Origin of the sequence: Bradyrhizobium sp. LjRoot220, assembly GCF_964252915.1 — a bacterium.
Classification (GTDB): Bacteria; Pseudomonadota; Alphaproteobacteria; order Rhizobiales; family Xanthobacteraceae; genus Bradyrhizobium.
This window is the reverse complement of the sequence record NZ_CAXUPS020000002.1, coordinates 1078129-1103972: the sequence shown is the minus strand read 5'-3', so window position 1 is coordinate 1103972 and position 25844 is coordinate 1078129. Positions and strand designations below refer to the sequence as shown.

At 60.4% G+C, this 25844-nt stretch carries 26 protein-coding genes; 8 read left to right on the top strand and 18 right to left on the bottom strand.

The window, feature by feature from the left end:
* Nucleotides 1–234: 234 nt before the first annotated feature.
* Genes ACSQ84_RS13925 through ACSQ84_RS13905 form a run of 5 tightly spaced genes read left to right on the top strand, consistent with a single transcriptional unit; the run spans nt 235 to nt 5256 of the window.
* Nucleotides 235–1209 carry a tripartite tricarboxylate transporter substrate binding protein gene (locus ACSQ84_RS13925; protein ID WP_436212210.1) on the top strand — a complete coding sequence of 325 codons (975 nt, stop codon included), beginning with the start codon at nt 235–237 and terminating at the stop codon, nt 1207–1209.
* Between the two features lie 26 nt (nt 1210–1235).
* Nucleotides 1236–1706 carry a (2Fe-2S)-binding protein gene (locus ACSQ84_RS13920; RefSeq protein WP_436212209.1) on the top strand — a complete coding sequence of 157 codons (471 nt, stop codon included), beginning with the start codon at nt 1236–1238 and terminating at the stop codon, nt 1704–1706.
* The gene (locus tag ACSQ84_RS13915; protein WP_436212208.1) at nt 1703–3844 is read left to right on the top strand and encodes a molybdopterin cofactor-binding domain-containing protein; all 2142 of its coding nucleotides are present in this window, start codon (nt 1703–1705) and stop codon (nt 3842–3844) included. Before ACSQ84_RS13920 ends, ACSQ84_RS13915 begins: the two co-directional genes overlap by 4 nt.
* On the top strand, nt 3841–4548 hold the full coding sequence (locus ACSQ84_RS13910; RefSeq protein WP_436212207.1) for a molybdate ABC transporter substrate-binding protein: 708 nt from the start codon (nt 3841–3843) through the stop codon (nt 4546–4548). Before ACSQ84_RS13915 ends, ACSQ84_RS13910 begins: the two co-directional genes overlap by 4 nt.
* Nucleotides 4549–4569: 21 nt before the next feature.
* Nucleotides 4570–5256 (top strand): cyclase family protein, encoded by a 687-nt coding sequence (locus ACSQ84_RS13905; RefSeq protein WP_436212206.1) that lies wholly within the window; start codon nt 4570–4572, stop codon nt 5254–5256.
* 42 nt (nt 5257–5298) lie between these two features.
* Here the strand turns inward: ACSQ84_RS13905 and ACSQ84_RS13900 are convergent, their stop codons facing one another.
* From ACSQ84_RS13900 to ACSQ84_RS13870, 7 genes are all read right to left on the bottom strand, one after another.
* Nucleotides 5299–6033, bottom strand: a complete 735-nt coding sequence (locus ACSQ84_RS13900) for a Crp/Fnr family transcriptional regulator (RefSeq protein WP_436212205.1) — start codon at nt 6031–6033, stop codon at nt 5299–5301.
* A 363-nt stretch (nt 6034–6396) separates the two neighbouring features.
* On the bottom strand, nt 6397–7365 hold the full coding sequence (locus ACSQ84_RS13895; protein ID WP_436212204.1) for a Bug family tripartite tricarboxylate transporter substrate binding protein: 969 nt from the start codon (nt 7363–7365) through the stop codon (nt 6397–6399).
* A 230-nt stretch (nt 7366–7595) separates the two neighbouring features.
* Nucleotides 7596–8435, bottom strand: a complete 840-nt coding sequence (locus ACSQ84_RS13890; RefSeq protein WP_436212203.1) for a phosphodiesterase — start codon at nt 8433–8435, stop codon at nt 7596–7598.
* Nucleotides 8436–8443: 8 nt separating this feature from the next.
* Entirely contained in the window at nt 8444–9505 is a 1062-nt protein-coding gene (locus tag ACSQ84_RS13885) for an ABC transporter ATP-binding protein (protein WP_436212202.1), read from the bottom strand.
* A complete protein-coding gene (locus tag ACSQ84_RS13880) occupies nt 9502–10287 on the bottom strand; it encodes an ABC transporter permease (protein WP_436212201.1) in 786 nt (261 codons plus the stop codon). The genes ACSQ84_RS13885 and ACSQ84_RS13880 overlap by 4 nt, the downstream gene beginning before the upstream one ends.
* A gap of 4 nt (nt 10288–10291) precedes the next feature.
* Nucleotides 10292–11107, bottom strand: coding sequence for an ABC transporter permease (locus tag ACSQ84_RS13875; RefSeq protein WP_436212200.1), 816 nt, complete (start codon nt 11105–11107; stop codon nt 10292–10294).
* Nucleotides 11108–11236: 129 nt separating this feature from the next.
* Nucleotides 11237–12244, bottom strand: a complete 1008-nt coding sequence (locus ACSQ84_RS13870; RefSeq protein WP_436212199.1) for an ABC transporter substrate-binding protein — start codon at nt 12242–12244, stop codon at nt 11237–11239.
* A gap of 189 nt (nt 12245–12433) precedes the next feature.
* On the opposite strand from ACSQ84_RS13870, the gene ACSQ84_RS13865 reads away from it, so the two are divergent.
* Nucleotides 12434–13588 (top strand): zinc-dependent alcohol dehydrogenase, encoded by a 1155-nt coding sequence (locus ACSQ84_RS13865; RefSeq protein WP_436212198.1) that lies wholly within the window; start codon nt 12434–12436, stop codon nt 13586–13588.
* A gap of 28 nt (nt 13589–13616) precedes the next feature.
* On the opposite strand, the gene ACSQ84_RS13860 is transcribed toward ACSQ84_RS13865, so the two are convergent.
* From ACSQ84_RS13860 to ACSQ84_RS13850, 3 genes are read right to left on the bottom strand one after another with little or no spacing between them, the layout of a single operon-like run.
* Nucleotides 13617–16010 (bottom strand): xanthine dehydrogenase family protein molybdopterin-binding subunit, encoded by a 2394-nt coding sequence (locus ACSQ84_RS13860; protein ID WP_436212197.1) that lies wholly within the window; start codon nt 16008–16010, stop codon nt 13617–13619.
* Nucleotides 16007–16492, bottom strand: coding sequence for a (2Fe-2S)-binding protein (locus ACSQ84_RS13855; RefSeq protein ID WP_436212196.1), 486 nt, complete (start codon nt 16490–16492; stop codon nt 16007–16009). Before ACSQ84_RS13855 ends, ACSQ84_RS13860 begins: the two co-directional genes overlap by 4 nt.
* Nucleotides 16489–17370 (bottom strand): FAD binding domain-containing protein, encoded by an 882-nt coding sequence (locus ACSQ84_RS13850; RefSeq protein ID WP_436212195.1) that lies wholly within the window; start codon nt 17368–17370, stop codon nt 16489–16491. The genes ACSQ84_RS13855 and ACSQ84_RS13850 overlap by 4 nt, the downstream gene beginning before the upstream one ends.
* A 185-nt stretch (nt 17371–17555) precedes the next feature.
* On the opposite strand from ACSQ84_RS13850, the gene ACSQ84_RS13845 reads away from it, so the two are divergent.
* Both ACSQ84_RS13845 and ACSQ84_RS13840 read left to right on the top strand, forming a co-directional pair.
* Entirely contained in the window at nt 17556–18650 is a 1095-nt protein-coding gene (locus ACSQ84_RS13845) for an LLM class flavin-dependent oxidoreductase (RefSeq protein WP_436212194.1), read from the top strand.
* Nucleotides 18651–18689: 39 nt separating this feature from the next.
* A complete protein-coding gene (locus ACSQ84_RS13840) occupies nt 18690–19565 on the top strand; it encodes a polysaccharide deacetylase family protein (protein ID WP_436212193.1) in 876 nt (291 codons plus the stop codon).
* Between the two features lie 9 nt (nt 19566–19574).
* On the opposite strand, the gene ACSQ84_RS13835 is transcribed toward ACSQ84_RS13840, so the two are convergent.
* From ACSQ84_RS13835 to ACSQ84_RS13800, 8 genes are all read right to left on the bottom strand, one after another.
* Nucleotides 19575–20261, bottom strand: a complete 687-nt coding sequence (locus ACSQ84_RS13835) for a TetR/AcrR family transcriptional regulator (protein WP_436212192.1) — start codon at nt 20259–20261, stop codon at nt 19575–19577.
* Entirely contained in the window at nt 20261–20812 is a 552-nt protein-coding gene (locus ACSQ84_RS13830; RefSeq protein WP_436212191.1) for a flavin reductase family protein, read from the bottom strand. Before ACSQ84_RS13830 ends, ACSQ84_RS13835 begins: the two co-directional genes overlap by 1 nt.
* A gap of 10 nt (nt 20813–20822) precedes the next feature.
* Nucleotides 20823–22049 (bottom strand): acyl-CoA dehydrogenase family protein, encoded by a 1227-nt coding sequence (locus tag ACSQ84_RS13825; protein ID WP_436212190.1) that lies wholly within the window; start codon nt 22047–22049, stop codon nt 20823–20825.
* A gap of 321 nt (nt 22050–22370) precedes the next feature.
* Nucleotides 22371–22799: a GNAT family N-acetyltransferase gene (locus ACSQ84_RS13820; protein WP_436212293.1), complete on the bottom strand. Its 429-nt coding sequence runs from the start codon at nt 22797–22799 to the stop codon at nt 22371–22373.
* A 98-nt stretch (nt 22800–22897) separates the two neighbouring features.
* Nucleotides 22898–23179 (bottom strand): hypothetical protein, encoded by a 282-nt coding sequence (locus ACSQ84_RS13815; protein ID WP_436212189.1) that lies wholly within the window; start codon nt 23177–23179, stop codon nt 22898–22900.
* Nucleotides 23180–23256: 77 nt separating this feature from the next.
* Nucleotides 23257–23418: a hypothetical protein gene (locus ACSQ84_RS13810; protein WP_436212188.1), complete on the bottom strand. Its 162-nt coding sequence runs from the start codon at nt 23416–23418 to the stop codon at nt 23257–23259.
* 441 nt (nt 23419–23859) lie between these two features.
* The gene (locus tag ACSQ84_RS13805) at nt 23860–25203 is read right to left on the bottom strand and encodes a hypothetical protein (RefSeq protein WP_436212187.1); all 1344 of its coding nucleotides are present in this window, start codon (nt 25201–25203) and stop codon (nt 23860–23862) included.
* Nucleotides 25204–25215: 12 nt separating this feature from the next.
* A complete protein-coding gene (locus ACSQ84_RS13800) occupies nt 25216–25605 on the bottom strand; it encodes a hypothetical protein (protein ID WP_436212186.1) in 390 nt (129 codons plus the stop codon).
* Nucleotides 25606–25844: the final 239 nt, after the last annotated feature.

The following is a 25844-nucleotide window of genomic DNA, read 5'->3' as shown; positions in this document are numbered from 1 at the left end:
GTCGCGTCGACCATGCAGATGGTTGCGGCTTGATTGATGCAATCCGTCAAATAGAACAAGGGCACTTCAAATAGGACAATGGCACTTCCGGAATGGGGCTGGGGTCAAGCAAGCCAGTACGGACGTCGCATCTGAAGGGACTGGCGATCACCGCGCGGATCGCTAGACTTGCCCTGAAGCCAGATTGGGCCGGCAACAGGCCAAGCAGAACAAGGCTGGATTCGGGAGGTTGAAATGGTGCGCTTGAGATGGGCGCTTGCGCTGGCGGCAACGCTTTTCGCCGCGCAGGCTCTTGCGACAACGGGCCTGGCGCAGGACTTTCCCTCCCGACCGGTCCGGGTGATCGTCCCGTTCGGTGCCGGTGGCCCTGCCGATGTCACCGCCCGCCAGATCGGCAGCATCCTGCAGGAAAGCTTCGGCCAACCCTTCGTGATCGAAAACCGCACCGGCGCCGGTGGCGTCATCGGTACGCAGGAAGCGGTCAAATCACCACCCGACGGCTACACGCTGCTGATGATGTCAAATACCCAGACCGCGAATGAATCGCTGGTGCCGCAGCGCAAATATGAACTGATGCGCGATCTCGCGCCAATCGCGCCGGTCAACTCCTCCGACCTCGTGATCGTGATCCACCCAAGCGTCCCGGCGAAGACGCTGCAGGAATTCATTGCTTTGGCCAAATCCCAGCCCGGCAAGCTGAATTATGCATCGTCCGGCCAGGGCACGCCCTATCACATGGCCGGCGAGTTGTTCAAAGCCATGGCCGGCATCGATCTCGTGCATGTCCCTTACCGCAACAGTGGCGAAGCGCGTAGCGGCGTCATTGGTGGCCAGGTGCAGATGATGATCGACGCGGTTCCGGCGATGGCGCCCAATGTCACGGGAAATCAGGTCCGCGCGCTGGCCACCACCGGCAAGACACGCTCGACCGTATTGCCCAATGCGCCGACGGTGATCGAGGCCGGCATTGCCGGCTATGAGGCGACGATCTGGCTGGGATTGATGGCGCCGGCGGCAACGCCGAAGGCAATCATCGACAAAATCAATGCGGCCGTGAACGCGGCGGTGAAACGCCCCGATGTCGTCAAGCTGTGGACCCAGCAGGGTGCGGTTCCGATGTCGATGACCCCGGAAGAGTTCGACAAATTCCTGCGCGGCGATATTGTGAAATGGGCTGAGGTCGTCAAGAAATTCGACAAGCCGCAATAAGAACCGCCAGCCAGGATCCGGACACGATGCCAAGCGTTCGATTTCGCCTCAATGGCGTCGAGACGGATGTCGACGCCGATCCAGACCGCTCTTTACTGGATATCTTGCGTGGGGAACTCGGAATAATCGGGCCGCATTTCGGCTGCGGTGCCGGCGAATGCGGCGCCTGCAACGTCATGATCGGCGATCGCACCGCGGCCGCCTGCGATACGCCGCTATGGTCGGTGGCGGACAAGGACATCACGACTCTCGAGGGACTAGGGAGCCCTGAGCGACCGCATCCATTGCAACGCGCGTTCATCGCCGAGCAGGCGCTGCAATGCGGTTATTGCGTCTCTGGCATCATCATGAGCGCAGCCGCGCTGCTGAAACGAAATCCCGCACCCACCAGCCGGGAGGTGAAGGAGGCGCTCGACGGCAACCTCTGCCGTTGCGGCTCGCATAACCGCATGGTGCGGGCGGTATTGCGCGCAGCGAACGAGATGGAGGCCGGATGAAGCAGCCAGCGTCCGCGCCACCTTCACCCAAATTGCCGGTCAGTCTTGCGGCAAACCCGAAGCTGTCATCCTGGCTGAAATTCTCCGTACAAGGACAGGTGACGGTTTCGCCAGGCAAGGTGGAAATCGGGCAAGGCATCGTAACAGCATTGGCGCAGATCGCCGCTGACGAACTCGATGTCGATATTTCCCGCGTGCAAATGGCGCGCGCATCGACCGCTTGCAGTCCCAACGAGGGCGTCACCTCCGGCAGCCTCTCCGTGCAACAATCCGGACGCGCGGTGCGGCATGCCTGCGCCGAGGCACGCCAGATCTTTCTTCAGCTGGCATCGGAACGGCTGGGTGTCGATGTCGCTGCGCTCGGTATCGAGGACGGCACCATTTCGGGACCGGGCAATGTCACGACCAGCTATTGGGAGCTTGCCGAAGAAGTCTCGCTCGATCGCGACGCGACGCCCGACGTGAAGCCGAAACCGGCGACGCGCCGCGCACTGGCCGGGAACTCGGTGCAGCGGATCGACATCCCCGACAAGGTATTCGCGAAGGCGCGCTTCATTCACGATTGGGCATTGCCGAAAATGCTGCACGGCCGCGTGTTACGGCCGGAGAATGCGCGCGCGAAACTCACCGGGCTGAAAGATGACAGTGTCCGCACGATGACCGGCTTCGTCGCGGTGGTGCGCGATGGCAGTTTCTCGGGCGTCATCTGTGAAACCGAGCATGGCGCGGAAACAGCGCTGCAAGCCTTGCGCAAGGGCGCGAGCTGGTCCGATGGCGACACCCTGCCCGACGAGAGCGACCTGGCCACGTTTCTGAAAGCTCAGCCATCGGAAACGACGGTCATCGACAAGCGAACTGCACCGACGCCCGGTGCCAGCAAACGTACCATCCGGCGGCAATATACCCGCCCCTACATTGCGCATGCCTCGATCGCGCCTTCCTGCGCCATGGCGCAGTGGAATGGCGACCGCGTCCACGTCTGGACCCACAGCCAGGGCGTCTATCTCCTGCGCACCGATCTGGCGCTGGTTCTCAGACTGCCCGCCGAGAACATCACGGTCGAGCATCTGGAAGGCGCCGGCTGCTATGGGCATAACGCGGCCGACGACGTCGCGCTCGACGCCGTTCTGCTCGCCAAGGCCGCCGACGGCCGGCCGGTGCGGGTGCAATGGTCGCGGCAAGGCGAGATGTCGGATGCCCCGTTTGGGGCTGCTATGGCGATGGAGATTGAGGCCGATCTCGACGCAGGGGACGAAATTATCGACTGGCGCCATTCCATCTGGAGCAACGGCCATGCGGCACGGCCCGGGCGCGCGGTGCAGCCGGCACTGCTGGCGGGATTCGAACTGGAGAATCCATTTCCCCGGATGATCTCGACCAATCCGCCGCAGACCAATGGCGGCGGGGGCGACCGCAACGCCGTACCACTGTATGACTTCCCGTCCTGGCAGATCGAAAGCCATCGCCTGACGACCATGCCGATCCGCACCTCCGCGCTGCGGACGCTCGGCGCGCAGGGCAATGTATTCGCGATCGAATCCTTCCTCGACGAAATCGCCGCCGAGCGCGGCGAAGATCCGGTCGCATTCCGGCTGCGCCATTTGCGAGATGAGCGGGCCAAGGACGTAATCCGCGCTGCTGCAAAGCGCGCCGGCTGGAAGCCGGAGAAGCAACCCGGCATCGGCTACGGCATCGCTTTTGCGCGCTACAAGAACACCGGCGCCTATTGTGCCGTGGTCGCGGAAATAGAGGGCGACGAAGACATACGCGTCCGGAAATTGACGCTGGCGGTCGATGTTGGCGAAGCCATCAATCCTGATGGTGTCATCAACCAGATCGAAGGCGGCGCGATCCAGGCCACGAGCTGGGTGTCGAAAGAACGCGTCCGCTTCGACCGGCAACGCGTCATCAGCGTCAATTGGACGGAATATCCGATCCTTCGGTTCAGCGAGGTGCCGGAGGTTGAAGTCGAATTGATCCAGCGGCCGGAGATCGATCCGGTCGGCGCCGGCGAAGCTGCCCATGGCCCGGTCACGGCGGCCATTGCCAACGCCGTGTTCGACGCGCTCGGCGTGCGTGTGCGCCATCTTCCGATCACGCGCGACAGCATCATCGCCGCCATGGAGCAGGCCTCGTGAGCAGCCTGAACATCCTGAGCGGCGGCGCGGCACAGGGGCTGGTCGGAAGCCTCTCGCCCGCGTTCAAGGCGCAGACTGGATTTGATATCACTGGGGAGTTTGGCGCGGTTGGCGCCATGGCCGACAAATTGCGCAAGGGCGTACCGGCCGACATCGTCATTTTGACGGCGGCGATCGTGGCCAAGCTTGCCGGGGAGAAGCTGGTTGTTGCCTCCTCGATCTCCGATGTTGGCCTGGTACAGACCGCCCTCGCCGTTCGCGCCGGCGATCACCAGGTTATGGTCGAGGATGCTGCCGGCCTACGCGATTGTTTGCTGGCGGCGGACGCCATCTTCGTGCCGGACATGGTGGCCTCGACCGCCGGGACTCACGTCGCAAAGGTCCTTGCGCAACTCGGCATCGCCGATGAGGTCGCCGCCCGGCTCAGGATTTTCCCGAACGGTGCGACCGCCATGCGCGAAATGGCGACATCGGATGCTCGACGCCCAATCGGCTGCACGCAATCGACCGAGATCCTCGGCACCAGGGGGGTCATACTGTCCGGAGCGTTGCCACCCGGCTGCGAACTCGCCACCATGTACACGGCTGGCATCGCCACGAAAGCCAGCCACGCTCCCCAGGCGCAGGCGCTGATCGGCTTGTTGATCGGCGCCGGGCAACAAGAACAACGCGAGCGCGCCGGCTTCATCGGTGGCGCGCCTTAGCAGCTCTTAAAGGATTCTGCCGTGAAGATCATCGACCTCAGCCGAGAGCTCTATCATCGCACCCCGAGTTATCCGGGCCATCCACCCGTGATGCATGGTGTCTGGAAGACCCACGAAGAATCCCTTGCCGAGTCCGGTAATGTTCACGGACTCGCATCGATGTTCATTTCGATGGTCGATCATGCCGGCACCCACATCGACGCGCCACGGCATTTCGGCAACAGCGGCATATCGATCGACCAGTATCCGCTGGAGAAATGTATCGTGCCCGGTATCTGCCTCGATCTGCGCCACATTCCGCCGCGCGCCGAGATTACGCCCTCCGATCTCGAAATGGCGGCGAGGAAGGCCGGCCTGCCGGTCCCGAAAGGCGGCACCGTTCTGCTCTGCACCGGTCACCACGAACGAACGTTCCCGCGCAGGGAATATGCAAGCGATAATTCCGGCGTGAACGTCGCCGCGACCGAATGCCTGGCACGGCAGGGCGTCGTGCATTTTGGCATCGACTCGATGCGGCCGGGTCCCGAAGGCGACGTGAATGCGCTCGTTCACAAGGCCTGCCTCGACCTCGACATCACCCACATCGAGAGCCTGTGCAATCTGGAAGCGCTGCTCGGTAAAGGCCAGTTCACCTTCATCGGCCTGCCGATGAAGTGGCGCGGTGGGACCGCTTCCCCGATCCGCGCCGTGGCAGTGTTCGATCTGTGAGAATATCACGAAACGCGCCGGCGAGTTAGCCGGCCGCGCGCGCTATTCGCCTTCGTCTCCCGCCCCGGCGTCAGCCAGCGTCTGCAGCGGCTCGGCCTTCAACACAACGATCGCGCCGTGCTCGAGCCGCACCCAGTCGCGCGCCGCCCAGGCCCGCAACTGCTTGTTGATGCTTTCCCGCGTCATGCCGACCATCTCGCTGATTTCCTGCTGGGTAATCACAATGGTTCGACCCTGCGGCTCAAGCTTTTGCTTCTCGGTCAACCGGAGCAAGGCGCTGGCCAGTCTGCCCGGCAGATTCTGCAGGATGACCTGTTCGACCTGATCGCTGGTCCTGCGAATCCGCGTACACAACAGTTCGATGAACTTCATCGCGAGCCCGGGTTGGCTGCGCACGAAGGGGATGAATTCGCGCCGGTCGATCGTGAAGAGTTCGCAAGCGCTGTTCGCAGTTGCATCGGCCGAGCGTGCCGAACCGTCCAGCAGCGCGATTTCGCCGAAAATCTCCCCGGCCCCGATCAGGTTCAGGATCGCGTTGCGGCCATCAGGCGACGAAATACTGATCTTCACCGTGCCCGAGATCACCGCAAACAGGCTGTTGCCGGGATCTCCCTTGGCAAAGATCGTCGCTCCCCGCTTCAGCGTGACGTGTTTGGCGTAACGGCAGAGCTGGTCGAAAGCCTCCGGCTCAAGATCGGCAAAATAGGGATGCTTGCGCAAAACCGACAGTTTGCTGCTTGAAAATCCCTGAGCTTCACCCGTCCTTTGTTGAGGCACGCCAGTCAACTCCAGAAACTGTCCGGGATGTAGCTCTTCCGTAATCAACGGCGGTTGGCTTTTCAACCAGAAAGCATCCTACTGCGTCGATTTAGGGGCCGAAACGCAAAGGCAACACAGGCATTTTAACGCCCCGATAACCCTGAAACCCGCATCGGATAGTACGGCCATCGAGCTATCCCGTCAGGCGGAAATAGCCAGATGCCGTTGAGACACCTATTTTGGCGCGTAACTGACCTTCGAGAACACAACTCCTGGTCAACCTTTGAGCAAAGACCTCCGGCCGCATGCGTCCGTCATTCGTAATGGCGACACAGAATGGACCGCCAGACGGAAGCTCCCGCCACGCTTCTCTCCGGCGGCTTATTCGTTCGCGATACCCATTTCCTTGATCACGCGCGCATATTTGGCGAGTTGCTCGCGCGTCATGACACGCAGCTCCTCCGACGAACTGCCGCGCACCGCAAATCCCAATTCCTCCAGCTTGCGGCGTACTTCGGGATCACCGACCGCCTTCAAGGCCTCGGCGTTCAACCGCGCGATGATCTCTTGCGGCGTGCCGGCAGGAGCAAGGATCGCAAACCATGAGTTGAAGAAGAAGCCCGGCAAGCCGGATTCGGAGACGGTCGGCACGTCAGGGAATTGCGCCAGTCTTTTCTCGGTAGTCACGCCGATCAGTTTGAGCCGGCCGCCGCGCACCAGGGCCGCAACCGTCCCGAGCCCCTGGAAGCCGACTGGAATCTGGCCCGCGGCGACATCGGTTGCCGCTTGCGTCGCGCCCTTATAGGGCACGTGGGTCAGCGATATGCCGGCCGCGGAAGCAAACATTGCCATGGCCAAATGCTGCGGGCTGCCCGGGCCGCCCGAGCTATAATCGATCTTGCCAGGTGCTGCTTTTGCGGCTGCGATCAAATCTGCCGCGTTATTGAAGCTGGCCCGATTGCTGGCGACCAGCCCCCACTCCACGGTAGCAACCAGCGATACCGGTTCGAAATCCTTCAATATGTCCCAACGCATCCTGGACTGCAGATTGGGCACCATGGTCATAACGCTGTCGTTGAAGCCGCCGATCGTGTAGCCGTCCGGTTCAGCCCGCGCGACCTGTTCGGCGCCGATCATCCCCGAGGCCCCGGGCAGGTTCAGAATCACGAATTGCTGGCCGATATTGTCGGCCATTTTCTGCGTCACGATCCGCGCCGCAACATCGACCGCACTCGCTGCAGCCAGCGGCACAATCATCTTGATGGGCCGGTCCGGATAGGACGTTTGTGCGGTTGCATCGCAGCTCAGGAACAGCACGAGCACCGGAAACAGTGAATGGAGCAGGCGCATTTCAGGATTCTCCGCATGCGGTCAGCATTTGGGATATGGGCCACCTCTTCCGGAGAATGATTGCTCCTCTACATCCAACTTGGCAATGCGGTCTGCAATGAAATGAAGCATGAGCCGAAGCGTCAAGCGACTTGCCGGGGACGACGGCTGTTCGAGCAGTGAGGAGGCTATCGACGGCGGAGCGACAATTTGCCGAAAACGGCGCCGGACGGTGGCTAACTTAGAGCAACCTAAAGCAATTTCCCGTCGGGCCCGAAAAATGGGTGCGGGCCATCAAATGTGCCGATCGGCACCTGATGGGTGACCATGCTGCCGAAGTCCTCGCCAGGAAACCAGGTATGAAGGTGGAAGGCCGGCGGCTCCACCTTGAACGACGGCTGGCGGAGTTCAGCAAGATCGAGATCGACCGCGTGGTTGGGTGCCGGGCAGATCGTGGTCGGCACACCCGCGAACATCGTCAAAGCGGCACGGTGAACATGCCCGGTGGCGATGAGCTGCACACGCGGATGACGACGCACGATAAGTTCGAACTGGCTTGCGTTGAGAAGGTTCTGGCGATCCATGTGCCAGATGCCGGCCTTGAACGGCGGATGATGAAGGAACAGGAGTGCCGGCCGGCCGGGAGAATCCGAGAGCGTTGTGTCAAGCCAATGCAGCGTGGGCTCTTCAAGCGAGCCATGCGGCTTTCCCGGTACGCTTGAATCCAGCAGCAGCAGATCAAGGCCGCCAATTTCAATCCTCTGATTGAGCGGTCCTGACGCCAATGCATACGGAGCGGAAGAAAACGCTGTGCGCATCAATTCGCGCGAATCGTGATTGCCGGGAATGCCGGCAAACGGCAGCTTCAGTGGCGTCAGCAGCCGCGCGAGATACTGATATTCTTCAACGGTCGGCGTATCCGCGAGATCTCCCGAAATGACCACAAAATCAGGCGCCGGCAGAAATTCGTTCAACGCCGCGACGCAACGTTCGAGGGCCTTGGCAGTGTCGACCCGGCCATAGGCGAGCGAGCCCGGCGGCTTGATATGCAGATCGGAGATTTGGGCAATACGAACCGGCTTTGGCGACATCGGCGTCCTCAGTTTTCAGATGGCAGCAAACGGACGGCTTCCGGCGAAATCAGTAGTCCGACCCGCTCGCCGGCTTTGGCTTGTACCGTGTTGGGAGCGTCAATGGTAATCAACTTGTTCGATGCGCCGCTGACGACCAGGCGTTGCCGATCGCCAATGAAGCTGACGCTGTCGATGACGCCAGACAGCGGAGCACTCCCGATCTCGACGACGCCGATCGTCTCGGGACGAATCATGGTAACGGCCGCCGGCATGTTTGCGTCGCCCCCGATCGCCTGTCGTCCTCCCGGCAATACAAGATGACCGTTCTCGATCGGCGACTCGATGATATTCGCGGCGCCAATGAATTCAGCGACGAAGCGGGTTTGCGGCGTGAAGTAAATCTCGCGCGGGTTACCTATCTGAGCGATCTTGCCCTTTTGCATGACGACAACGCGATCGCCCAGCTCCATGGCTTCAGACTGATCGTGCGTCACATAAATAGTGGTAATGCCAAGCGCGCGTAGCAGGCGGTTGAGCTCGCCGCGCAACCGATCGCGCAGCGCCGCGTCGAGCGCCGTCAGGGGTTCATCAAGCAGCAAGATCCCCGGCCGGATCGCGACCGCCCGCGCCAGCGCCACGCGTTGGCGCTGCCCTCCGGAAAGCTGATCGATGCGGCGATTCTCAAGCCCGGAAATGTTGGTTAGCGCGACCAGTTCGGCGACACGCGCCGCACGCTCCTTGGCGGGCACACCGCGAATTTTCAGGCCGTAGCCGATATTGTCAGCTACGCTCATGTTGGGAAAGAGCGCATAGGACTGGAACACCATGCCGACGTTGCGCCGTTCGATCGGCACCGACGTGATGTCCTTGCCGTCAAATAATACCCTGCCGCCGGCATCAGGCAATTCTAGTCCCGCGATGATACGCAACATCGTGGTCTTTCCGCATCCAGACGGACCAAGCAACACCAGCGTCTCACCGCGCGCAATATCGAGCGTCGCGGGTTCGAGCGCGCGGGTTCCATCGATAAACGTCTTGCCACAGGCCTCAATACGCACCGAGGCGCCATGTCCCACTGACGCACTCATTTCTTCTGTTCCTTCTCGGCAAAGAGCTGCATGGCCACCAGCAGCGGGATGATCATCACGAAAAAGATCAACGTATAGGCCGACGCGACTTCGAGCCGCATCGAGGCGTAACTGTCCGCGAGCCCGATGGGCAGCGTCTTGGTCAGTGGCGTATGGAGCATCCAGGTCAGGTTGAACTCGCCCAGCGACAGTGTCACCACCATCAGGCTGCCGGCAAGTATTCCCGGCACGGCATTCGGCACGATCACGTCCCGGAAGCGCCGCCATGGTGATGCGCCGAGCGACGCCGCACCCTCGTCCAGCGTCTTGATATCGATCGCTGCGAACACCGCCATTACAGATCGCACCATAAACGGCATGGTGAAGATCACATGCCCCACCAGGATGAAGAGCCATGAACGACGGAAGTCGCTGAAGCCCTGGTAGGTGAGCAGCAAAGCCAGGGCGATTGCGAGACCCGGTATCGCCAGCGGCAGGGTAATGATCTCCTCGACGATGCGCGACAGCCGCCCTCCCCGCACCTGCAAGGCGTAGGCTGCCGGAACACCCACAGCCAGCGTCACGGCGAGGGTCGCAAAAGCGATCACGAATGACAGCAGGATAGTGCCGGCATAGAGCTCCCAGACCTGGACGACCCATTGCAGCGTTACGCCGGACTGGATTCCGCGAAAATAGTTCACGGTGACGCCAGCGGAAATCGACAGGATTGCGGGCACCACGAGGAATGCGGCGACGATCAATGTGAAAATTAGCTGGCTGGTGAAAATCAGACGATCGCGCATGGTCTCATCCGGTCGCCGCGACTGCGCTGCCGCTGAAAGAGCGGGCGAGCGCCAGGATGAACCAGGTGATGATGCCGAGCCCGACCGATAGCGCGGCTGACGTCGAGAAATTAGCGGCCAGCGTGAACTCGGTATAGATCAGCATCGGCAGCACATCGATGTTGGTCGCCAGCGTAAACGCCGTACCGAACGCTCCCATTGCGGTCGCAAAGGCAATCGCACCGGAGGCCACGAAAGCCGGCGCCAGCGCCGGCAGCACGACATCACGTTGGACCGCCCATGGACTGGCGCCCAGCGAACGGGCGGCTTCCTCGAGGCCGACGTCGAGCTTCTGCACCGCCGCCATGATGGTGAGAATGACGCGCGGGATCGAGAAATAGAGATAGCCGAGGAACAGCCCATAAATCGAATAGGCAAAGACCAGTTTTTCGCCAAGCATGCGGTTGGAAAGATCACCAATCAGCCCCTGGCGCCCGGCGAGCAGGATAATCAGAAAGCCGATAACCACACCGGGAAACGCCAGCGGAAACGTCAGCATCGCAATCAGGATGGCGCGGCCGGGGAAGCGATGCCTCTGCAGGAACATTCCGGCAATCGTCGCCACTATCAGCGTCACAATGGTGGTCACAGCCGCCAGCACGACCGTATTGATCAGGGTCGCGCGGTAACGCGGCTCGGTCAGGATCGCCAGATAGCCCGCGACGCCCTGTGGGCCCTCCGTCCCGGTCACGACCAGCCGCGCCATCGGGAGCAGGAAAAACGCCGCCGTCACCACCGCAAGCGGCAGCAGGCACAACCAGACAAAGGATCTATGCGACATCAGCAGAAGGCGTCCCGGAGCTTCAGTTCTGATGAATCAGAACCGAAGCTCTACTTTGTCGACGCGTTTTCTTCACGCGAACCGGTACCCACTTCGCTCGAAAACGCTCTAACCGGACGCCATATTGCATCAGCGAACTTCGGCGAGATAGCGGTCGACGAAGCCTTTTTGCATGTTTTCCATCTGACCCCAGTCGACATTTTTCGCGCGCGTGTAGTCGCTGTCGGGCAGGAACTTCTTCTTCACGGCCTCAGGCAGTTCGATCGGCCGCGCGGGACGCAGATAGGCGTTGGTCCAGATCGCCTGACCCTTGTCGGACAGAAGATAGTCGAGAACCTTCCTGGCCTTGTCCTTGTGCGCCGCGTTCTTGACAAGGCCAACGACATAGGGAAACACCACAGAACCTTCGCAAGGAATCACAAATTCAAAATTGCCTTTCTCCGAATACTTCGCGCGATAGGCGTTGAAATCATAATCCAGCAGGATCGGCATCTCGCCCGATACCACACGGGCGTAGGAAGTCTGCTTGGGGACGATCGGGTCGTTCTTCTTCAGGTCCTTGAAGAAGCTGATCGCGGGATCAAAATTGGCCGCCGAGCCACCAAGCGCCAGATTGATCGCGACCGCACCGACATATCCGACCGCGGCGGACGACGGATCGAGATAGCCGACCATGCCCTTATAGTCGGGCTTCAAGAGGTCCTTCCAGCACGCCGGCACCGGCTTGCCACCAAGTGCATCCTTGTTCACGAACAGGCCAAGCGTGCCGGAATGGATTGTGGTCCAGAAACCGTCAGCGTCCTTCAGGCCGGCCGGGACCTGATCCCAGTTGGCCGGCTTATAGGGCTCAAGTGCATCCTGGGCCTTGGCCTTCATGCCGAAGGTGACGCCAAAATAACCGATGTCGCCGACGGGATTGCTTTTCTCGGCCAATATCTGCGCCAGCGCCTGGCCGGAGTTCTTGTTGTCGTGCGGAATATCGTAGTTGAGGTCGGCCTTGATCGCCTTGAGCATCGAGGCCCAGTCAGCCCATTCCGGCGGGCAATTGTAGCAAATGACGTCGGCCGCCTTGGCGGATTGCCCCGGCGCGAACAGCGACAGCGCCAGCAAGGCAAGAACACAGCGGACGGTCTTCATGGATAACTCCGATTTAGCGAGGCCGTGAAAGGATTTCAGCACCAACCGGGAACCAAGTACAGACCGCTTATGAAGGATTTGCGACAAACCGTTTTGCTATGCAGCAAACGGCAGCCGCAACGCTTCGATCATCCAGCAATTTCGTCCACCGGCGATTTCCGGTAGACTCGCGCCGAGAGGACCCGCTCGATGTACCAGCCCGCTGGCGTCAGGACTTCCCCCAACCTGCCCGTCCCTGCCCGCATGAAAGCCTGGGTGCTCGGCAAGCCGGATCAGCTCGCACTGCGGGAAAAGCCAGTGCCTGTTCCTGCGCGCGCGGAAGTCCTGGTCCGGATCGATGCGGTTGCGATCTGCGCGACCGATCTTGAAATCATTCATTCCGGTTCGCCGGCGAGCATTCAGGGCGGCCTGCCCTTCAACAAGAATTTCACGCCGGGCCATGAATATATGGGCACCGTCGCAGCGCTCGGGCCTGACGTCGACGAGTTCGAGATTGGGGAGCGTGTTAGCGTGGAGATCCACGCTGGTTGCGGCCAGTGCAAACGCTGCCGCCAGGGCATGTACACGTCATGCCTGAATTACGGCAAGCCCGAGAAGGGTCACCGCGCCAACGGATTCACCACCGATGGCGGTTTTGCTGAGTATGCCGTCAACCACATCAACACGCTGGCTCGGGTGCCCGATACCATGAGCGATGCGGAGGCGACCTTGGTCGTCACCGCCGGCACCTCGATGTATGGCCTGACCGAATTGGGAGGGTTGGTGGCTGGCGAGAGCGTCGTGGTGATCGGCCCTGGACCGATCGGACTGCTCGCGGTGGCCGTTGCCAAGGCGCTCGGCGCGAGCCCGGTGATCCTGACGGGAACGCGCAACAGACGGCTCGCGATCGGCAAGGAACTCGGCGCTGACCGCGTGATCAATATTAACGACGAAGACGCAGTCAAAATTGTCCGACAACTAACCGACGGCATTGGCGCCGACTATGTTGTGGAATGCGCCGGAACAGAGGCGACGATCAATCAGGCCATTCACATGACCAACCGCGGCGGAAAAATCTGTCTCGCGGCATTCCTGCACGATCCGGTCACGATGGACCTCGCGCACCTCGTGAAGAACAACATCTACGCTTACGGCATCCGCGGCGAAGGCCGCAGTGCAACGCGCCGCGCCATGGCGCTGATGGCGGAAAAGCGCTTCGACGCGACCAAGATCCACACCCACACGTTTCCACTGGCCGATCTTCCGACCGCCTTGCGATACGCACGCGAGCGCGTTGACGATGCCATCAAGGTCGTCGTTACCAACCGGCCGGCGGATTCGATTGCGAACGCTGCAGCAGAGTGAACACTCTCAGTGCAAGCGTCGTCGCTGCTCAGATTCGGCCCAGCGCGGTCAGAACGATCTGGGGCGTCAGTGGAATTTCCGTGATGATCGTGCCGAACGGCCTGAGCGCGTCATTGACCGCATTGGCAACCGCCGCGGCCGCACCCGCGGTACCGGCCTCACCGGCGCCTTTCGCGCCCAATTCCGATTCCAGCGTCGGCGACACCACGTGTCCTACCTCAATATCCGGCATTTCGCCCGACATCGGCACCAGATAGTCGGCCATGTTGGCGTTGGTAAGCTGGCCCCGTTCGTCGTAAATGCACTTTTCGAACAGCGCGGCGCCGAGACCTTGCACCACCCCACCCCTGATCTGCTCGTCGACCAGCTGCGGATTGATGATCGTGCCGCAATCCTCAACGACCCAGTGCTTCAACAATTTGACAAAGCCGGTGTCGGTATCGACCTCCAGCCACGAGGCCTGCACACCGTTGGTGAAGGCGAAGGGATATTCTCGCGGAACAAAATGCCGTGTCGCCATCAACTCGGCCTGAATGCCCGGCGGCAGCGTATCGGGGCGGAAATAAACGATCCTCGCCAGTTCACTCAATTCGATGCGCGGCGCGCCATCGCTGACATTCACAACGCAGTTGTTGACGATGTCCAGTTCACCCAGCGTCGCCTGCAGGATGGCGGCGGCGACATCGAGCACGTTCTTGCGCAACACTTTGGTGGCCTGAAGCGCCGCCTCGCCGCCGATGCCGGCGCCGCGCGAGGCCCAAGTGCCGCCTCCATAGGGCGTGTTGTCGGTATCCCCCAGAATGACGCGCACGCGATCCATCGAAACGCCGAGAACGCTACCAACGATCTGGGCGGTGAGCGATTCCGATCCTTGTCCCTGCTCGGTGATGCTGGTCTGGCAAATCACTGCCCCCTGGGCATCGAGCCGCACCGCCACGCCATCCTGCGACGATATCCTGGCACCACCGACGCCATAGAATGCCGCGCTGGGATTGGTGACTTCGATAAAGCTGGCGATGCCGATCCCGCGATGAACGTGCCGGGTCCGCAGCGCGGCCTGTTCGGCGCGTAACGCGTCGTAATCCATCATCTTGATCAGCTTGGCCAACGCAGCATGGTGCGACAGTTGCTCAAAGCGCAAACCTGATGGCGAGGCACAGGGATAAGCATCGTCGGCAATCAGATTGCGACGACGAATTTCGACGGGATCCATGCCGATCTTCATCGCCGCCAGATCGACCAGCCCCTCGGTCACCGAACAGGCGATCGGATGACCGACGGCGCGGTATTGGCACATGACGTTCTTGTTCTGGAACACGACGCGCGCCCGGGCGCGATAGTTTTTGGTCACATAGGGCCCACCGACGAGATTGACGACCTGATTGGCCTCGATGGCGCTGGTGCGCGGATACATCGAATAGGGTCCGATACCGGTGAGGTCGTCGATCTCGAGCGCGGTAATGGTGCCATCACGCTTGACGCCGATCTTGCCCTTGCAGCGATGGTCGCGCGCATGGATGTCGGTGTTAAAACTCTCGACCCGGTCGGCGACGAACTTGACCGGCCGCCGCAACAGTTTCGACAGCGCGTACGTCGCCATCTCGTCGGCATAGATGTGGACTTTGATGCCGAAGGATCCGCCGACGTCCTTGCAGATCACGCGAACCTGGGACTCCGCAAGACCAAGATGCAGCGCGGCAATATTCTGCACCATATGCGGCGCCTGCGTGCCTTGATAGATCGTGAGCCGCTTTTCGGCCGTGTTCCAGTCGGCCACCACCGACCGAGGCTCCAGCGTAACGCCGGTGTGCCGCCCAAAAATGAATTCTGCTTCCACCACCTCGTCGGAGGCCGCAAAGGCCTGGTCGACGGCGCCGGCGTCGTGATTGCGCTCAAAGGCCAGGTTGTCGCCGAGCACAGGATGGATCACCGGCGTAGCAGGATCGAGCGCGGTACGCATGTCCGTCACGGCGTCAAGCTCTTCATAGGCGACCGAGACCCGCTCCGCCGCGTCTTCGGCGGCCGCGCGGCTCGTCGCTACGACTGCCGCCACCGCTTCGCCTTGCCAGCACACCCGATCGACCGCAATCGCGCTTTGTGGAGCGGACTTCAGGCCCTTCAAATGCGAGAGCACACCGACCCAAGGCGTGATGACGGCAGCAAGTTCCTGGCCGGTCACGATGGCGATCACGCCCGGCATGCGCTTGGCTGCAGAGGCGTCGATGCCGGCGATCTTCGCATGCGCATATGGCGAACGCAGGAATACGACGTGCCCCATGCGTGGCAATTCGATATCGCTGACATACAGCCCGCGTCCCTGCATCAGCCGGTCGAGGTTCGGCCGCGGCACAGTCTTGCCGATATAGGAGTTCGGTCGGTCGAGTACCGAAAGCGCGTCGCGACTTTCAGGCGTGCGTGTCATGGCGCGCGTCCTGCGCGCAACCGCGCGGTCGTCTCAATCGCATCGACGATTGCCTGGTATCCAGTGCAGCGGCAATAATTGCCGGAAAGATGCTCTCGAATTTGCTCCCGATCCGGTTCGGCAGTCTGCCTCAGCAGATCCTGCGCAGCCATCAGCATTGCCGGCGTGCAGAAGCCGCATTGCAGGGCGTTACGATCGCGGAACGCAGCCTGCAGATCGGCGATCTCACCGCTATCGGATAATCCTTCGATGGTTTCGACCGCTGCGTTTTGTGTCTGTATCGCCAGCACCAGGCAGGAGCGAACGATCTCGCCGTTGACGCGGACCGTGCAAGCGCCGCAGACTCCATGCTCGCAACCGACGTGTGTTCCGGTCAATTTCAAATGTTCGCGCAGGAAGTCCGCCAGATTCAACCGCGGCAGCACATGGGCCTCGACGCGCTCGCCATTGACCTCAAGTGAAATGGCCACCGGGGTCGTCACGATGGTGCTCCAGCGTATAGGCCTGGGCGAGAAAGCAGTGTGGACACGCAACGTCCAAGAAGTAGCTTCGCCAAGTATCGGCGCATGGCAGGCGTTGCCTGTTGATCCTCCTGGGGATCGAGTTCTTCGCTCAGCGCCGCGGAGGCGCTGATCAACACTTCCGGCGTGACCGCGACGTTAACAAGTCTCCCGGCGGCCTCGGCAAGCAGCGGCCGATTGCCGACAGCAAAGAAGCCAAGGCGAAGATCATCAAATTGACCATGGTTGATCACCGCCTGTGCCGCCAGGCCGACAATGGCATAGTCGCCATGACGACGTGAAAATTCATGGAAGAAGTGCGCGGAATTCTTCCCGACGACCGGCAGTTCGACGGCGACCAGCAATTCCTGCGACGAAAGTGCTGTCTCATAAATGCCGGTGAAGAATTCCTGGGCGAGGATTCGCCGCTCGCCGCATGGCCCACGAACAATGATGGTTGCGCCCAGCGCCACCATGCAAGCCGGCAGTTCGGACGCCGGATCCGCGTGTGCAAGGCTCCCGCCGAGCGTGCCGCGGTTGCGGATCGCCGGATGCGCGACATGGGAAGTGGCGTCCCTCAACAGCGGGACATGGGCCGCAATTTCCGGAGACCGCAGTAGGTCCACATGGCGGGTTAGCGCGCCGATGGTCAGGACGCTGTCCTTCACCACCATCCCGCGAAGTTCAGTGATTTCGCCGATATCGACAATGAATTCGGGGGAGATCAGGCGCAGGTTCATCGCCGGCATCAGGCTCTGACCGCCTGACAATACCTTGGCCTTGTCTCCGTACGCGACCAACAATTCCAGCGCACTTGCGACGCTGGTTGGGCGGGCGTAAGCGAAAGCCGAGGCCTTCATTGCGACGTAACCTCCCCGGCCGGACATCGGCATTTTCTCTGGATTAGACGGCGACAATTTTCAAAGGTCAAGTTTGTTTATCGAGTGATTATTTCGATGCCTGCGACGTTGAGGCTTGTTATCATGTTGCAGTCGAAGCACGTTTCCCGCCAAACGAAACGCCTGCCCCTGGGGAGGAGCAGACCATGAAGCTCGGATTCTTTACGATGCCGGTCCATCCTGTTGACAAGGATTGGCGGTTGTCCCTCAAAGAGGATCGCGAAGCCTTCCTGCTGGCTGACGAGCTTGGGTTCAGCGAGGCCTATGTCGGTGAGCACGTCACCGACAAGGCCGAGAACATTACGTCCTGTATCGCCTTTATCGCCTGGCTTGCCGCGGCGACCAGGCAAATCAGGCTTGGTACCGGCACCATCAACATGCCGAACACCCATCCGGCGGCGCTTGCAGCCTCGATCGCGATGCTCGATCACATGCTCGACGGCCGCCTGATCTTCGGCATCAGCCCCGGCGGATTGCTGTCCGACGCCGAAGTTTTCGGCAATCTCGACGCAGACCGCAACGCGATGTTCCTGGAGGCGATCAATCAGGTCCTCGAGATCTGGGCGAGCGAGCCGCCGTATAATCTCCAGGGCAAGTACTGGAATGTATCGGTACAAAAAAACCTGATTGAGGACATCGGCCAGGGCTTTATCGCGCGCCCGTTGCAAAGGCCACATCCGCCGATCGTGGTGACGGCAGTGGCGCCGTTCTCGAAAGGCGTGACCGAAGCTGCTGCACGCGGCTGGGACCCGATCTCGGCGAACTTCCTGATGCCGGCGTGGGTAAAGAGCCATTGGCCGAAATACGTCGAAGGCTGCGGGCGCGCCGGCCGCCCTGCAGAGACGGCGAACTGGCGGGTCGCCAAGAGCGTATTCGTCGCCAAGGATGCGGCAACGGCAAAGGCCTATGCTACCGATCCGAACGGGCCGTACGTTTATTACTATCGCTCGCTGTTCACCAAGCTAAAGCGCGGCGGCCGCATCGAACTGTTCAAGACGCGCGGCGATCAACCCGACGATGACGTGACACTGGAGTCGATCTGCGACAAACTCATCATTCACGGCACGGCCGATAGCGTGGCCGACCAACTGTTGGCTTTTCAGGAAGAGATCGGGCCCTTTGGCACGCTGCTCTATGCCGGCAAGGACTGGAAGGATCGTGAGCTTGGACGCCAGTCGATGATCCTGATGGCCGAAAAAGTCATGCCGCGCATTAACGCCAACATGCCGGGCTGCTCCTAGGCATCCGGACAGCCTACAAATCATTCGAGGAAATCCGCCGTGGCTCTCAGCGATCGCATTCCCTATCAGGCCCAAATCGATCGACCGAAGCTTACGCTTCCCGGTGGCAAGAGGCTCGCGGTGTGGGTGATCCTCAACGTCGAGGAATGGCGGATCGAGAATGCGATGCCGCGGACAGTGCTGAGCCCACCGATGGGGCAGCCGCTACTGCCTGACGTGCCGAACTGGTCCTGGCATGAGTACGGGATGCGGGCAGGCTTTTGGCGGCAATTCAAGGCTTTGACTGACCGCAAAATGCCGGTGACGCTGGCGCTGAACGCCAACGTCTGCAATACCTATCCCCGCGTTGCGTCCGCCGCGCTCGAAGCCGGCTTTGAGTTCATGGGCCACGGATTCCTGCAGGGCCCGATGCACAAGCTCGACAATCAAGCCGATACTATCAAGCGATCAGTCGAAACAATCGCAAAATTCACCGGCAAGGCGCCGCGATCGTGGGAGAGCCCGGGCCTGACCGAGACCGACGAAACGCTCGATCTCCTGCGCCTCAACGGCATCGAATATCTGGCGGATTGGGTGATCGACGACCTGCCCCAGGATATCGCCACGCCCTACGGCACCATGACGACGATTCCCTATTCTGTCGAAACCAACGACATCGTCGTCCATGCGTTGCAACATCTGCCCTCCGAGCAATTCCTGAAGCGCGGCATGGATCAGTTCGACCGGCTGTATCTCGAAGGCGCATCGAATGCGCGGATCATGGCGATCTCGATCCACCCCTATATTACGGGGGTCCCGCATCGGATCAAATATCTGGAGACGCTGCTGGATTACGTCATCGGTCATGACGGCGTCGCGCTGATGACCGCGAGCGAGATCGGCGACTGGTATCGCGCAGCAATGGCTGGAAAATAAGCGGCTGATCTATCCCACCGCCTTGATCGGCGCATGTCGAAGGTCGACCGAGGTTTCGTTAACTCGCTCGAAACCGGCGAGGAAGACATCCAGCGCATCGCCGATCACCCGGTCCTTGTCTTCGAGCACAGGAGACTCGTAGATGTATTTGCGAACGCCGTAGTAAAAGATCCCGCCGTGAAGCACCCAGGCGAGTTCAAGTTCAGTCGCACTCGGCTTGCTTTGCACCGCGAGTCCCACCTCATGCCGGCATTCCCGGATGATCCGGGTCAGGATCTTGTCCTTGACCATGCCGACATACCAGCGGTTGATGTCGAGCCCCTTCAGGCCGGAATAGAGATAGATGCGAAGCCATTTCCGGGTGAAGATCGCGTCGGTATAGGTGCCGTAGAACTCCAACATTCTGTCGCGGAGCGGCCGAGCGCGATCGGTAAGCAGCTTTTCCCAGCCGGTTTCGAGCGGATCGAGATAGACGGTGCGATAGACCTCCTTGATTAAATCGTCCTTGCTCGGAAAGTAGCGATAGAGCAGGGGCTGCGTAACGCCAAGCCGCCGCGCCAGTGCGCGCGTTCCGCCGCCAAATCCCTCCTCCGAGAAGAATTCGGTCGCCTTCGCAACAAATTCCTGGCGACGATCGTCGGGCGAGAGACGCCTTTGCCTGGCGCCAGCGCGTTTTGGCTGATCTTTCCCGCTCATCAGGATTTACCGCCGTCATCGGCCAGAAATCGGCCGAAGCCGCCGCGCGCAAACAACAGCGGCTCCTGCCGATTATAGGCATAGGCCTCGACGGCCCCCAGGAAGATAATGTGGTCACCGCCGTAGTATCGACTGGCGGCACGGCACTGGAAATTCGCGACGCTGTCGGCAAGCACCGGCGCACTGCCGAGCCCCGGCGTCCAGCTCACGCCGGCGAATTTGTCGCCGGAGGATTTCGCGAACTGCGAGGCTAGGGTCTGCTGGGAAGCGCCCAGAATATTGACCGTGAAATGACTGGCGTTCTGGAAGATAGTCAAGCCCTGCGAGAACATGCCGAGGCTCCACAAGACCAGTGGCGGATTCAGCGAGACCGAGGCAAAGGAGTTGCAGGTCACGCCATACGGCTTTCCGTCGGCCGCCATCGCTGTCACGATCGTGACGCCCGTGGCAAATGTACCGAGCGCATTGCGAAAGTCACGGGGATCGATCGCCGAGTTGTCGCTGGCAAATTCGTTAGCGGGATCGGCCGGATGTTTGGGTGAGTCAGACATCCAGCGAGCCTCAGAGCGTCAGGTTTTCGGACGGCAGGCCAAGCGCTACACGTCCATAGTTGGTTCCCGCCGCATCAAAATTGAATGCGAGGTGCGAATTCACCGCATGGGCATCACGAAACTGCCGCTGCAAGGCACCAGACGTGAACAGGCTGCGCGCGCCGCTTGCCGCAAACAGCAGCGACACGGCATCAGTACAGAGGTTGACAGAAAACGCGCCGTCCCGCCGCAATCGCGTCTTGTCTGCTAAATCCGGAACGTGGCCACGTCGAGCATCCGCCATCGCATCGATGCAATTCGTGCGCATGATCAGCCGCGCCGCGTCGATCTTGGCGGAGGCTTCCGCGATCTTGATCTGGGTCGTCTGCATATCGCTTAACTTGGTGCGATTATAGGTCGAGGCGCGATGACGTGCGAATTCGACATAATCATTCAAACAGGCCTGTGCATTACCTAGACCGACACCTGACAATACATAGGGGAACAACGAGAAGACCGGCAACGCATAAAGCGGGTTTGGATTAACGACACTCCCCGGCGTTGGCCCTCCGGTGAGATCGCTTACCGCGATCGTCATCTGTTCTGCAATGAAGGCGTCCGTGACCCAGACATCGTTCGACCCGGTTCCGCACAAGCCGGTGGCGTTCCAGGTATCGTTGATCTTATAGTCGCGCCTGTTGAGCAGGAATATCCGGTATTCGATGCCGTCGGCCTCGTCGTCGGATGAAACCACGCTGGCGAGCATGTTCCATTCAGAGGACTCGACGCCGGAGGAGAACGGCCAGTGGCCGTTCAGCACATATCCGCCATCAACTTTTTTGGCACGACCAGCTGGAAAGATGAAAGAAGAAGCAATCAACGCATTGGCGTCCTTGTCCCAGACCGCGTCCTGCGCCTGCCGGTCGAACATGCCCAGCATCCAGTGGTGACTGGCGAGATTGGCAAAATTCCACGCCACGGAAGCATCGGCCTGCCCCAGCGCATCGGCACAATCGACCAGCGCGACATAGTCAAGCTCCGAGCCACCGACGCGTTTGGGCTGCACGACCCGGAACAGGCCGGCATCATGTAAATCGCGCTCGGTTTCCGGCGGTAGCCGTCGCAGCTGTTCGGTTTTAGAAGCGCGTTCGCGCAGCTGCGGGATCAGCGCTCTGGCCCGCGCGACGATAGCAGCATAGCTGTCCGTACCCGGTCCCGCGGGTGAGACTGCGTCTGGCCTGCGGCTGTCCCCTGCCATTGGCGTTTCCTTGCCCAATCCGTCGTTGCGAACTTGAAGCGGTCGAGCCTCACCAGTCTACCCCCTGGTCGCCAATGATCAAGGCGCACGGAACATGCTCGTCCCGCCATATTGTGCTGCTGCGACCACAATGGGTCGGGATCCGACCTTCGCTTGAACCCATGACCGCCTCCTGGCGACGCAACCCCATGCCGGCCTGACGGGTCGGTTCGCGTGTCGGAAGCCATGGAGCCCTACGTGCGCCCCAAAACGAAGAAAGCCCGGCAGCCAAAAGGCCACCGGGCGTATGGAATTCTTTGATCATGTCGAACGTCGGCGATGCTATCGAATGAGCTTGCGCCAATACAGCGTATTTGGCCAGGCCCATGGGATTTGTGGCTGATAAAGCTGATAGCCGGCGCGAATGAAATTGTTCGCTGAGGACAAATTGTCGGTGGTGTCTGAGATCACCGAGCACCAGCCATTGAGTCGTGCCCGTGCCTCGAGCGCGCGCATCAAGCGCAATTGAAGCCCCCGTCCCCAATGCTTTCTCAGCACACCGACCCGGCAGAAATAGCCGGCATTGGATACGTGGGTAGAGGGGATGATCGCTGCAAAGGCAACCGGCTCAGTCTCGTAACGAGCGAGCCACCAATGCCCATGATCGAATTTTGGAACCGGCGCGCCGTCGAAGAATGTCAGCAAGTGAAGTTCGGCGAGCGCATCTGCGATGTCATCGTCCTGCGCATCGACCTCGCGAATCCTGTACATCATCAAGTACACCTGAACCTTAGATTTCCGTCGCTGATCAATGGCGTTCAGAGCATCTTGCCGACGGCTCGTCACAGCCTGCGTCGGTAGAGCCCCGATCATTTGCCCAGCGTCGCCTTGATACCCAGCCAGACCGCCCCGACAAATCCAGTAACGATCACGGTTATGACCGCCTTGAATGTATAGCTTTGCGCCTGTTCGACGCTTCGGCGCCAGCGCCGCAAGTGCTGCAAGTCTGCGCGAAGCTCGATTCGATGGATGACTTTGAGCGTGCCATCATTGCCGCTCTCCAATGGTTGTGTGACCTTGCCCCAGCCGCGATCGAGAATGGCGGTCGCTGCGGAAACCCGCGCCGCGGGCGTCGCATCTTCGCTTTTCATGATCCTGACAAGGACGGTTATTGCTGTTCTGGTGTGGCTCCGCGCCAGCGAGCGGATTGAGGTGAGAGCTTTTGGCATTAGGTTTCGTCACCTTCCGGCTCGACATATTCGCACGGCGCCGTATCGACCTGATCGCTCGCAAGATCGCGCACGACGGAGCGAAACGCGATGGTCGGAAAATCCGTCTGCTCGGAGGCGTTCCTGGGACGCAGGATAAACTGGACGATAGCGGCATTCATGAGGGCTCCTCCCATATGGCGATTGCGATCAGGCCGATCAGCGCGAGCGATATCAGATAGGCGGTCATCGGCTTCTCTCTGGAATAAAATGTGCGGCATGATTGCTGCCGTGCAATCATTTCGGGCGCGAACCGTATCCCTGCTACAGGGGCCGCTTGCGGCCGTGGCCTCGGCCACGCCGCACGCCGACACGTTCGCGCGTGCCGGCTAAAGGTGCTCTTGATGGTTCGGACGGCGGCTCGCTGACGACGCCCCAAGCGACAGGCGTTGGGAGATGAGGCATCGTGACAAGCGGCCGCCGTCCGATTCGAAAATTTCATTGAAAAGCCCGCGACGGATTTTCTCCGCCCGGGCTTCGCGTGCCGATGATTTGTCCGACTCGCGCCTAAGCTGTCGGCTCGCATGACAAGAACGTTCAAAAGACGAAGTTGGCCTTCGAGGCTAACGCCTGGCCGCGAGTAAGAGCCCGAGCAGCCCACCGGGTGGCGGCTGGCCCGGCTTGTCAGGATCCATACCCGTGAGTGCGGCGATGCGGCCCGCAAGGCCACCCGAGAAGCTTCGATCATCTGAGGGAGCGAACCGCACGGCAGGCACACCCATATCAAACGCGGAAGCCTGCGGTTGATCGGCGATCCTTCGGCCCAAATATCGCACCGGGTTGTTGCCCCCGGTTTGGCGCGGCGGCGTCGGGTTGTCTGAAGCGACGCCGGTCACGATCCAGCTACGGTCGCTATTGCTGGACGCTCGGGAATTGTTCATCAGTCCACCGAGCGGCGGTGGAGTTGTCCACGACGGCATCGGCGTGTCGTTAAATATCCCAGGCGGCCTGCCGGGCTCAGTCGGCGGCAGAGCCAAGTTCGGATTGCGCGGCGTGATACCGGCAGGAGAAGAAGTCCAGTTTCCGAAACGGTCGTCGAGTGAACTCGGGCGACCGCGAGAAAGAACGTCGGTGGACGGAACGAATGGCACGGCCGGTGCCCCCACATCGAAGACGGATGCCTCCGGCTTACCCGCGATGCGTCGGCCCAAATACCGCTCGGGCCGACGGTTAGCGTCCACCAGCGTTCCTCCGACGTCCTTCATCCAAGCTGGCAAGTTTGGATTTAGTGGGGCGCTTCCCGCTGAAGGGTCTCCGAAACGTCGATCGAATGAGCCTTGCCGATCGCCTACAGGAGCTGCACTAGCCGGGACGAAAGGTCTTGCCGGCATCGTCAACGGTGTTGCCGTCTGGTTGATTGGGTTCATCAAGCGCTGATCAAAACCTGGAACGCGCACCGGCCGCGTTTCGCCGCTTACCGGGTCGACCACAAGCAGGCGATCGAAAATTTCAGGAAACGCAGTCCCTGGTCCGAAAAAGCCCGCGCGCTTCAAGGCTGCCGCCGCAAACGAGTTGCTGTTCTGCGATAGGGGACGATACTCGTAGCCTGTCGAATTCACCTCATCGCCAAAGTCCGTCATTCGGTCCCACTGCGAACGTAGATTCTGGCCCTCAGCGATTAGCATACGTGGCCGGCTTGATACGGAATCGGAAGGTTCGTCCGTCTTCGCTCTAAGCCGCTGAAATGGTGAATCCTTGTTGTTAGCGCCGTCAGAAAGAACTTCCTCTCGAAGGAACGCGCTCAGCTTTGTCGCGTTACGATCGAATTTCTGTTCTGGCATCCCTTGGAGGGTGTGATGCTTCCCATTGGAATCAACATAATTCAGCACGACATGATGCCCGAGGACAGCACCCTGGTAGGGCAAAGCGGTCGCGTTGGTGTAGGTAAGAAAAATTCTTTCAGGCACTTGATGAATCCCTTACTTGTTTACCCAGACGGCAAAAGGACGATTCGATTTTTTCTCCAATGCGCGATATGAAAAGCCGACCCTTACGTCGTTGCTTGAGAACTGAATCAAATATTCCTTCGCTCGGGGATTGTAGGTTATCGACTGTCTAAAGCGCGCCTCCCAAACGACCTCCAGCAAGGCGTCGGTGTCGCAACCCTGAAACGGAAAATATCGATCATTGAGGTCGTCGAACGGAGTAATCCAATTTCTTTCCTTTGCTAGAAGTTGGTCCACCTCCGCAACATAGGAAGATACTTTTTCGATGCAGGACGCCGGATCGGCGCGCGCAATCTGTGCTTTCACAGCGCAGAGTAACGCGATCGTTGCCGCCCAGATTGCAAAACTCCTGTTCGGCTGCATCACAACTCCCGCTGCATAAACGTACCAAACTCTTTCGTCATATCAGGCCCCCACGCCCCAGATGCACCACCAATTAGAAATCACTTGGACAGACTATGGGTTATCCTAGTTTTCTTCGTGCGCCTTCTCATTAGTTCACGTTGATTATTTCAGGATATTTTGTGCAGGCTGATTGATCGGCGCCACCAGCCTGGCCCCTGGTTGTCGGAAAATCGCTTGCACAGGTCGATCAGCGTGAG

Coding starts and splice junctions, on each gene's coding strand:
- ACSQ84_RS13865 (WP_436212198.1), top strand. CDS start 12,434: ATGTACCAGCCCGCTGGCGTCAGGACTTCCCCCAACCTGCCCGTCCCT.
- ACSQ84_RS13810 (WP_436212188.1), bottom strand. CDS start 23,418: ATGAATGCCGCTATCGTCCAGTTTATCCTGCGTCCCAGGAACGCCTCC.
- ACSQ84_RS13860 (WP_436212197.1), bottom strand. CDS start 16,010: ATGACACGCACGCCTGAAAGTCGCGACGCGCTTTCGGTACTCGACCGA.
- ACSQ84_RS13890 (WP_436212203.1), bottom strand. CDS start 8,435: ATGTCGCCAAAGCCGGTTCGTATTGCCCAAATCTCCGATCTGCATATC.
- ACSQ84_RS13880 (WP_436212201.1), bottom strand. CDS start 10,287: ATGCGCGATCGTCTGATTTTCACCAGCCAGCTAATTTTCACATTGATC.
- ACSQ84_RS13925 (WP_436212210.1), top strand. CDS start 235: ATGGTGCGCTTGAGATGGGCGCTTGCGCTGGCGGCAACGCTTTTCGCC.
- ACSQ84_RS13830 (WP_436212191.1), bottom strand. CDS start 20,812: ATGTCTGACTCACCCAAACATCCGGCCGATCCCGCTAACGAATTTGCC.
- ACSQ84_RS13915 (WP_436212208.1), top strand. CDS start 1,703: ATGAAGCAGCCAGCGTCCGCGCCACCTTCACCCAAATTGCCGGTCAGT.
- ACSQ84_RS13850 (WP_436212195.1), bottom strand. CDS start 17,370: ATGAAGGCCTCGGCTTTCGCTTACGCCCGCCCAACCAGCGTCGCAAGT.
- ACSQ84_RS13875 (WP_436212200.1), bottom strand. CDS start 11,107: ATGTCGCATAGATCCTTTGTCTGGTTGTGCCTGCTGCCGCTTGCGGTG.
- ACSQ84_RS13820 (WP_436212293.1), bottom strand. CDS start 22,799: ATGTACAGGATTCGCGAGGTCGATGCGCAGGACGATGACATCGCAGAT.
- ACSQ84_RS13815 (WP_436212189.1), bottom strand. CDS start 23,179: ATGAAAAGCGAAGATGCGACGCCCGCGGCGCGGGTTTCCGCAGCGACC.
- ACSQ84_RS13845 (WP_436212194.1), top strand. CDS start 17,556: ATGAAGCTCGGATTCTTTACGATGCCGGTCCATCCTGTTGACAAGGAT.
- ACSQ84_RS13800 (WP_436212186.1), bottom strand. CDS start 25,605: ATGCAGCCGAACAGGAGTTTTGCAATCTGGGCGGCAACGATCGCGTTA.
- ACSQ84_RS13895 (WP_436212204.1), bottom strand. CDS start 7,365: ATGCGCCTGCTCCATTCACTGTTTCCGGTGCTCGTGCTGTTCCTGAGC.
- ACSQ84_RS13920 (WP_436212209.1), top strand. CDS start 1,236: ATGCCAAGCGTTCGATTTCGCCTCAATGGCGTCGAGACGGATGTCGAC.
- ACSQ84_RS13825 (WP_436212190.1), bottom strand. CDS start 22,049: ATGGCAGGGGACAGCCGCAGGCCAGACGCAGTCTCACCCGCGGGACCG.
- ACSQ84_RS13885 (WP_436212202.1), bottom strand. CDS start 9,505: ATGAGTGCGTCAGTGGGACATGGCGCCTCGGTGCGTATTGAGGCCTGT.
- ACSQ84_RS13870 (WP_436212199.1), bottom strand. CDS start 12,244: ATGAAGACCGTCCGCTGTGTTCTTGCCTTGCTGGCGCTGTCGCTGTTC.
- ACSQ84_RS13835 (WP_436212192.1), bottom strand. CDS start 20,261: ATGAGCGGGAAAGATCAGCCAAAACGCGCTGGCGCCAGGCAAAGGCGT.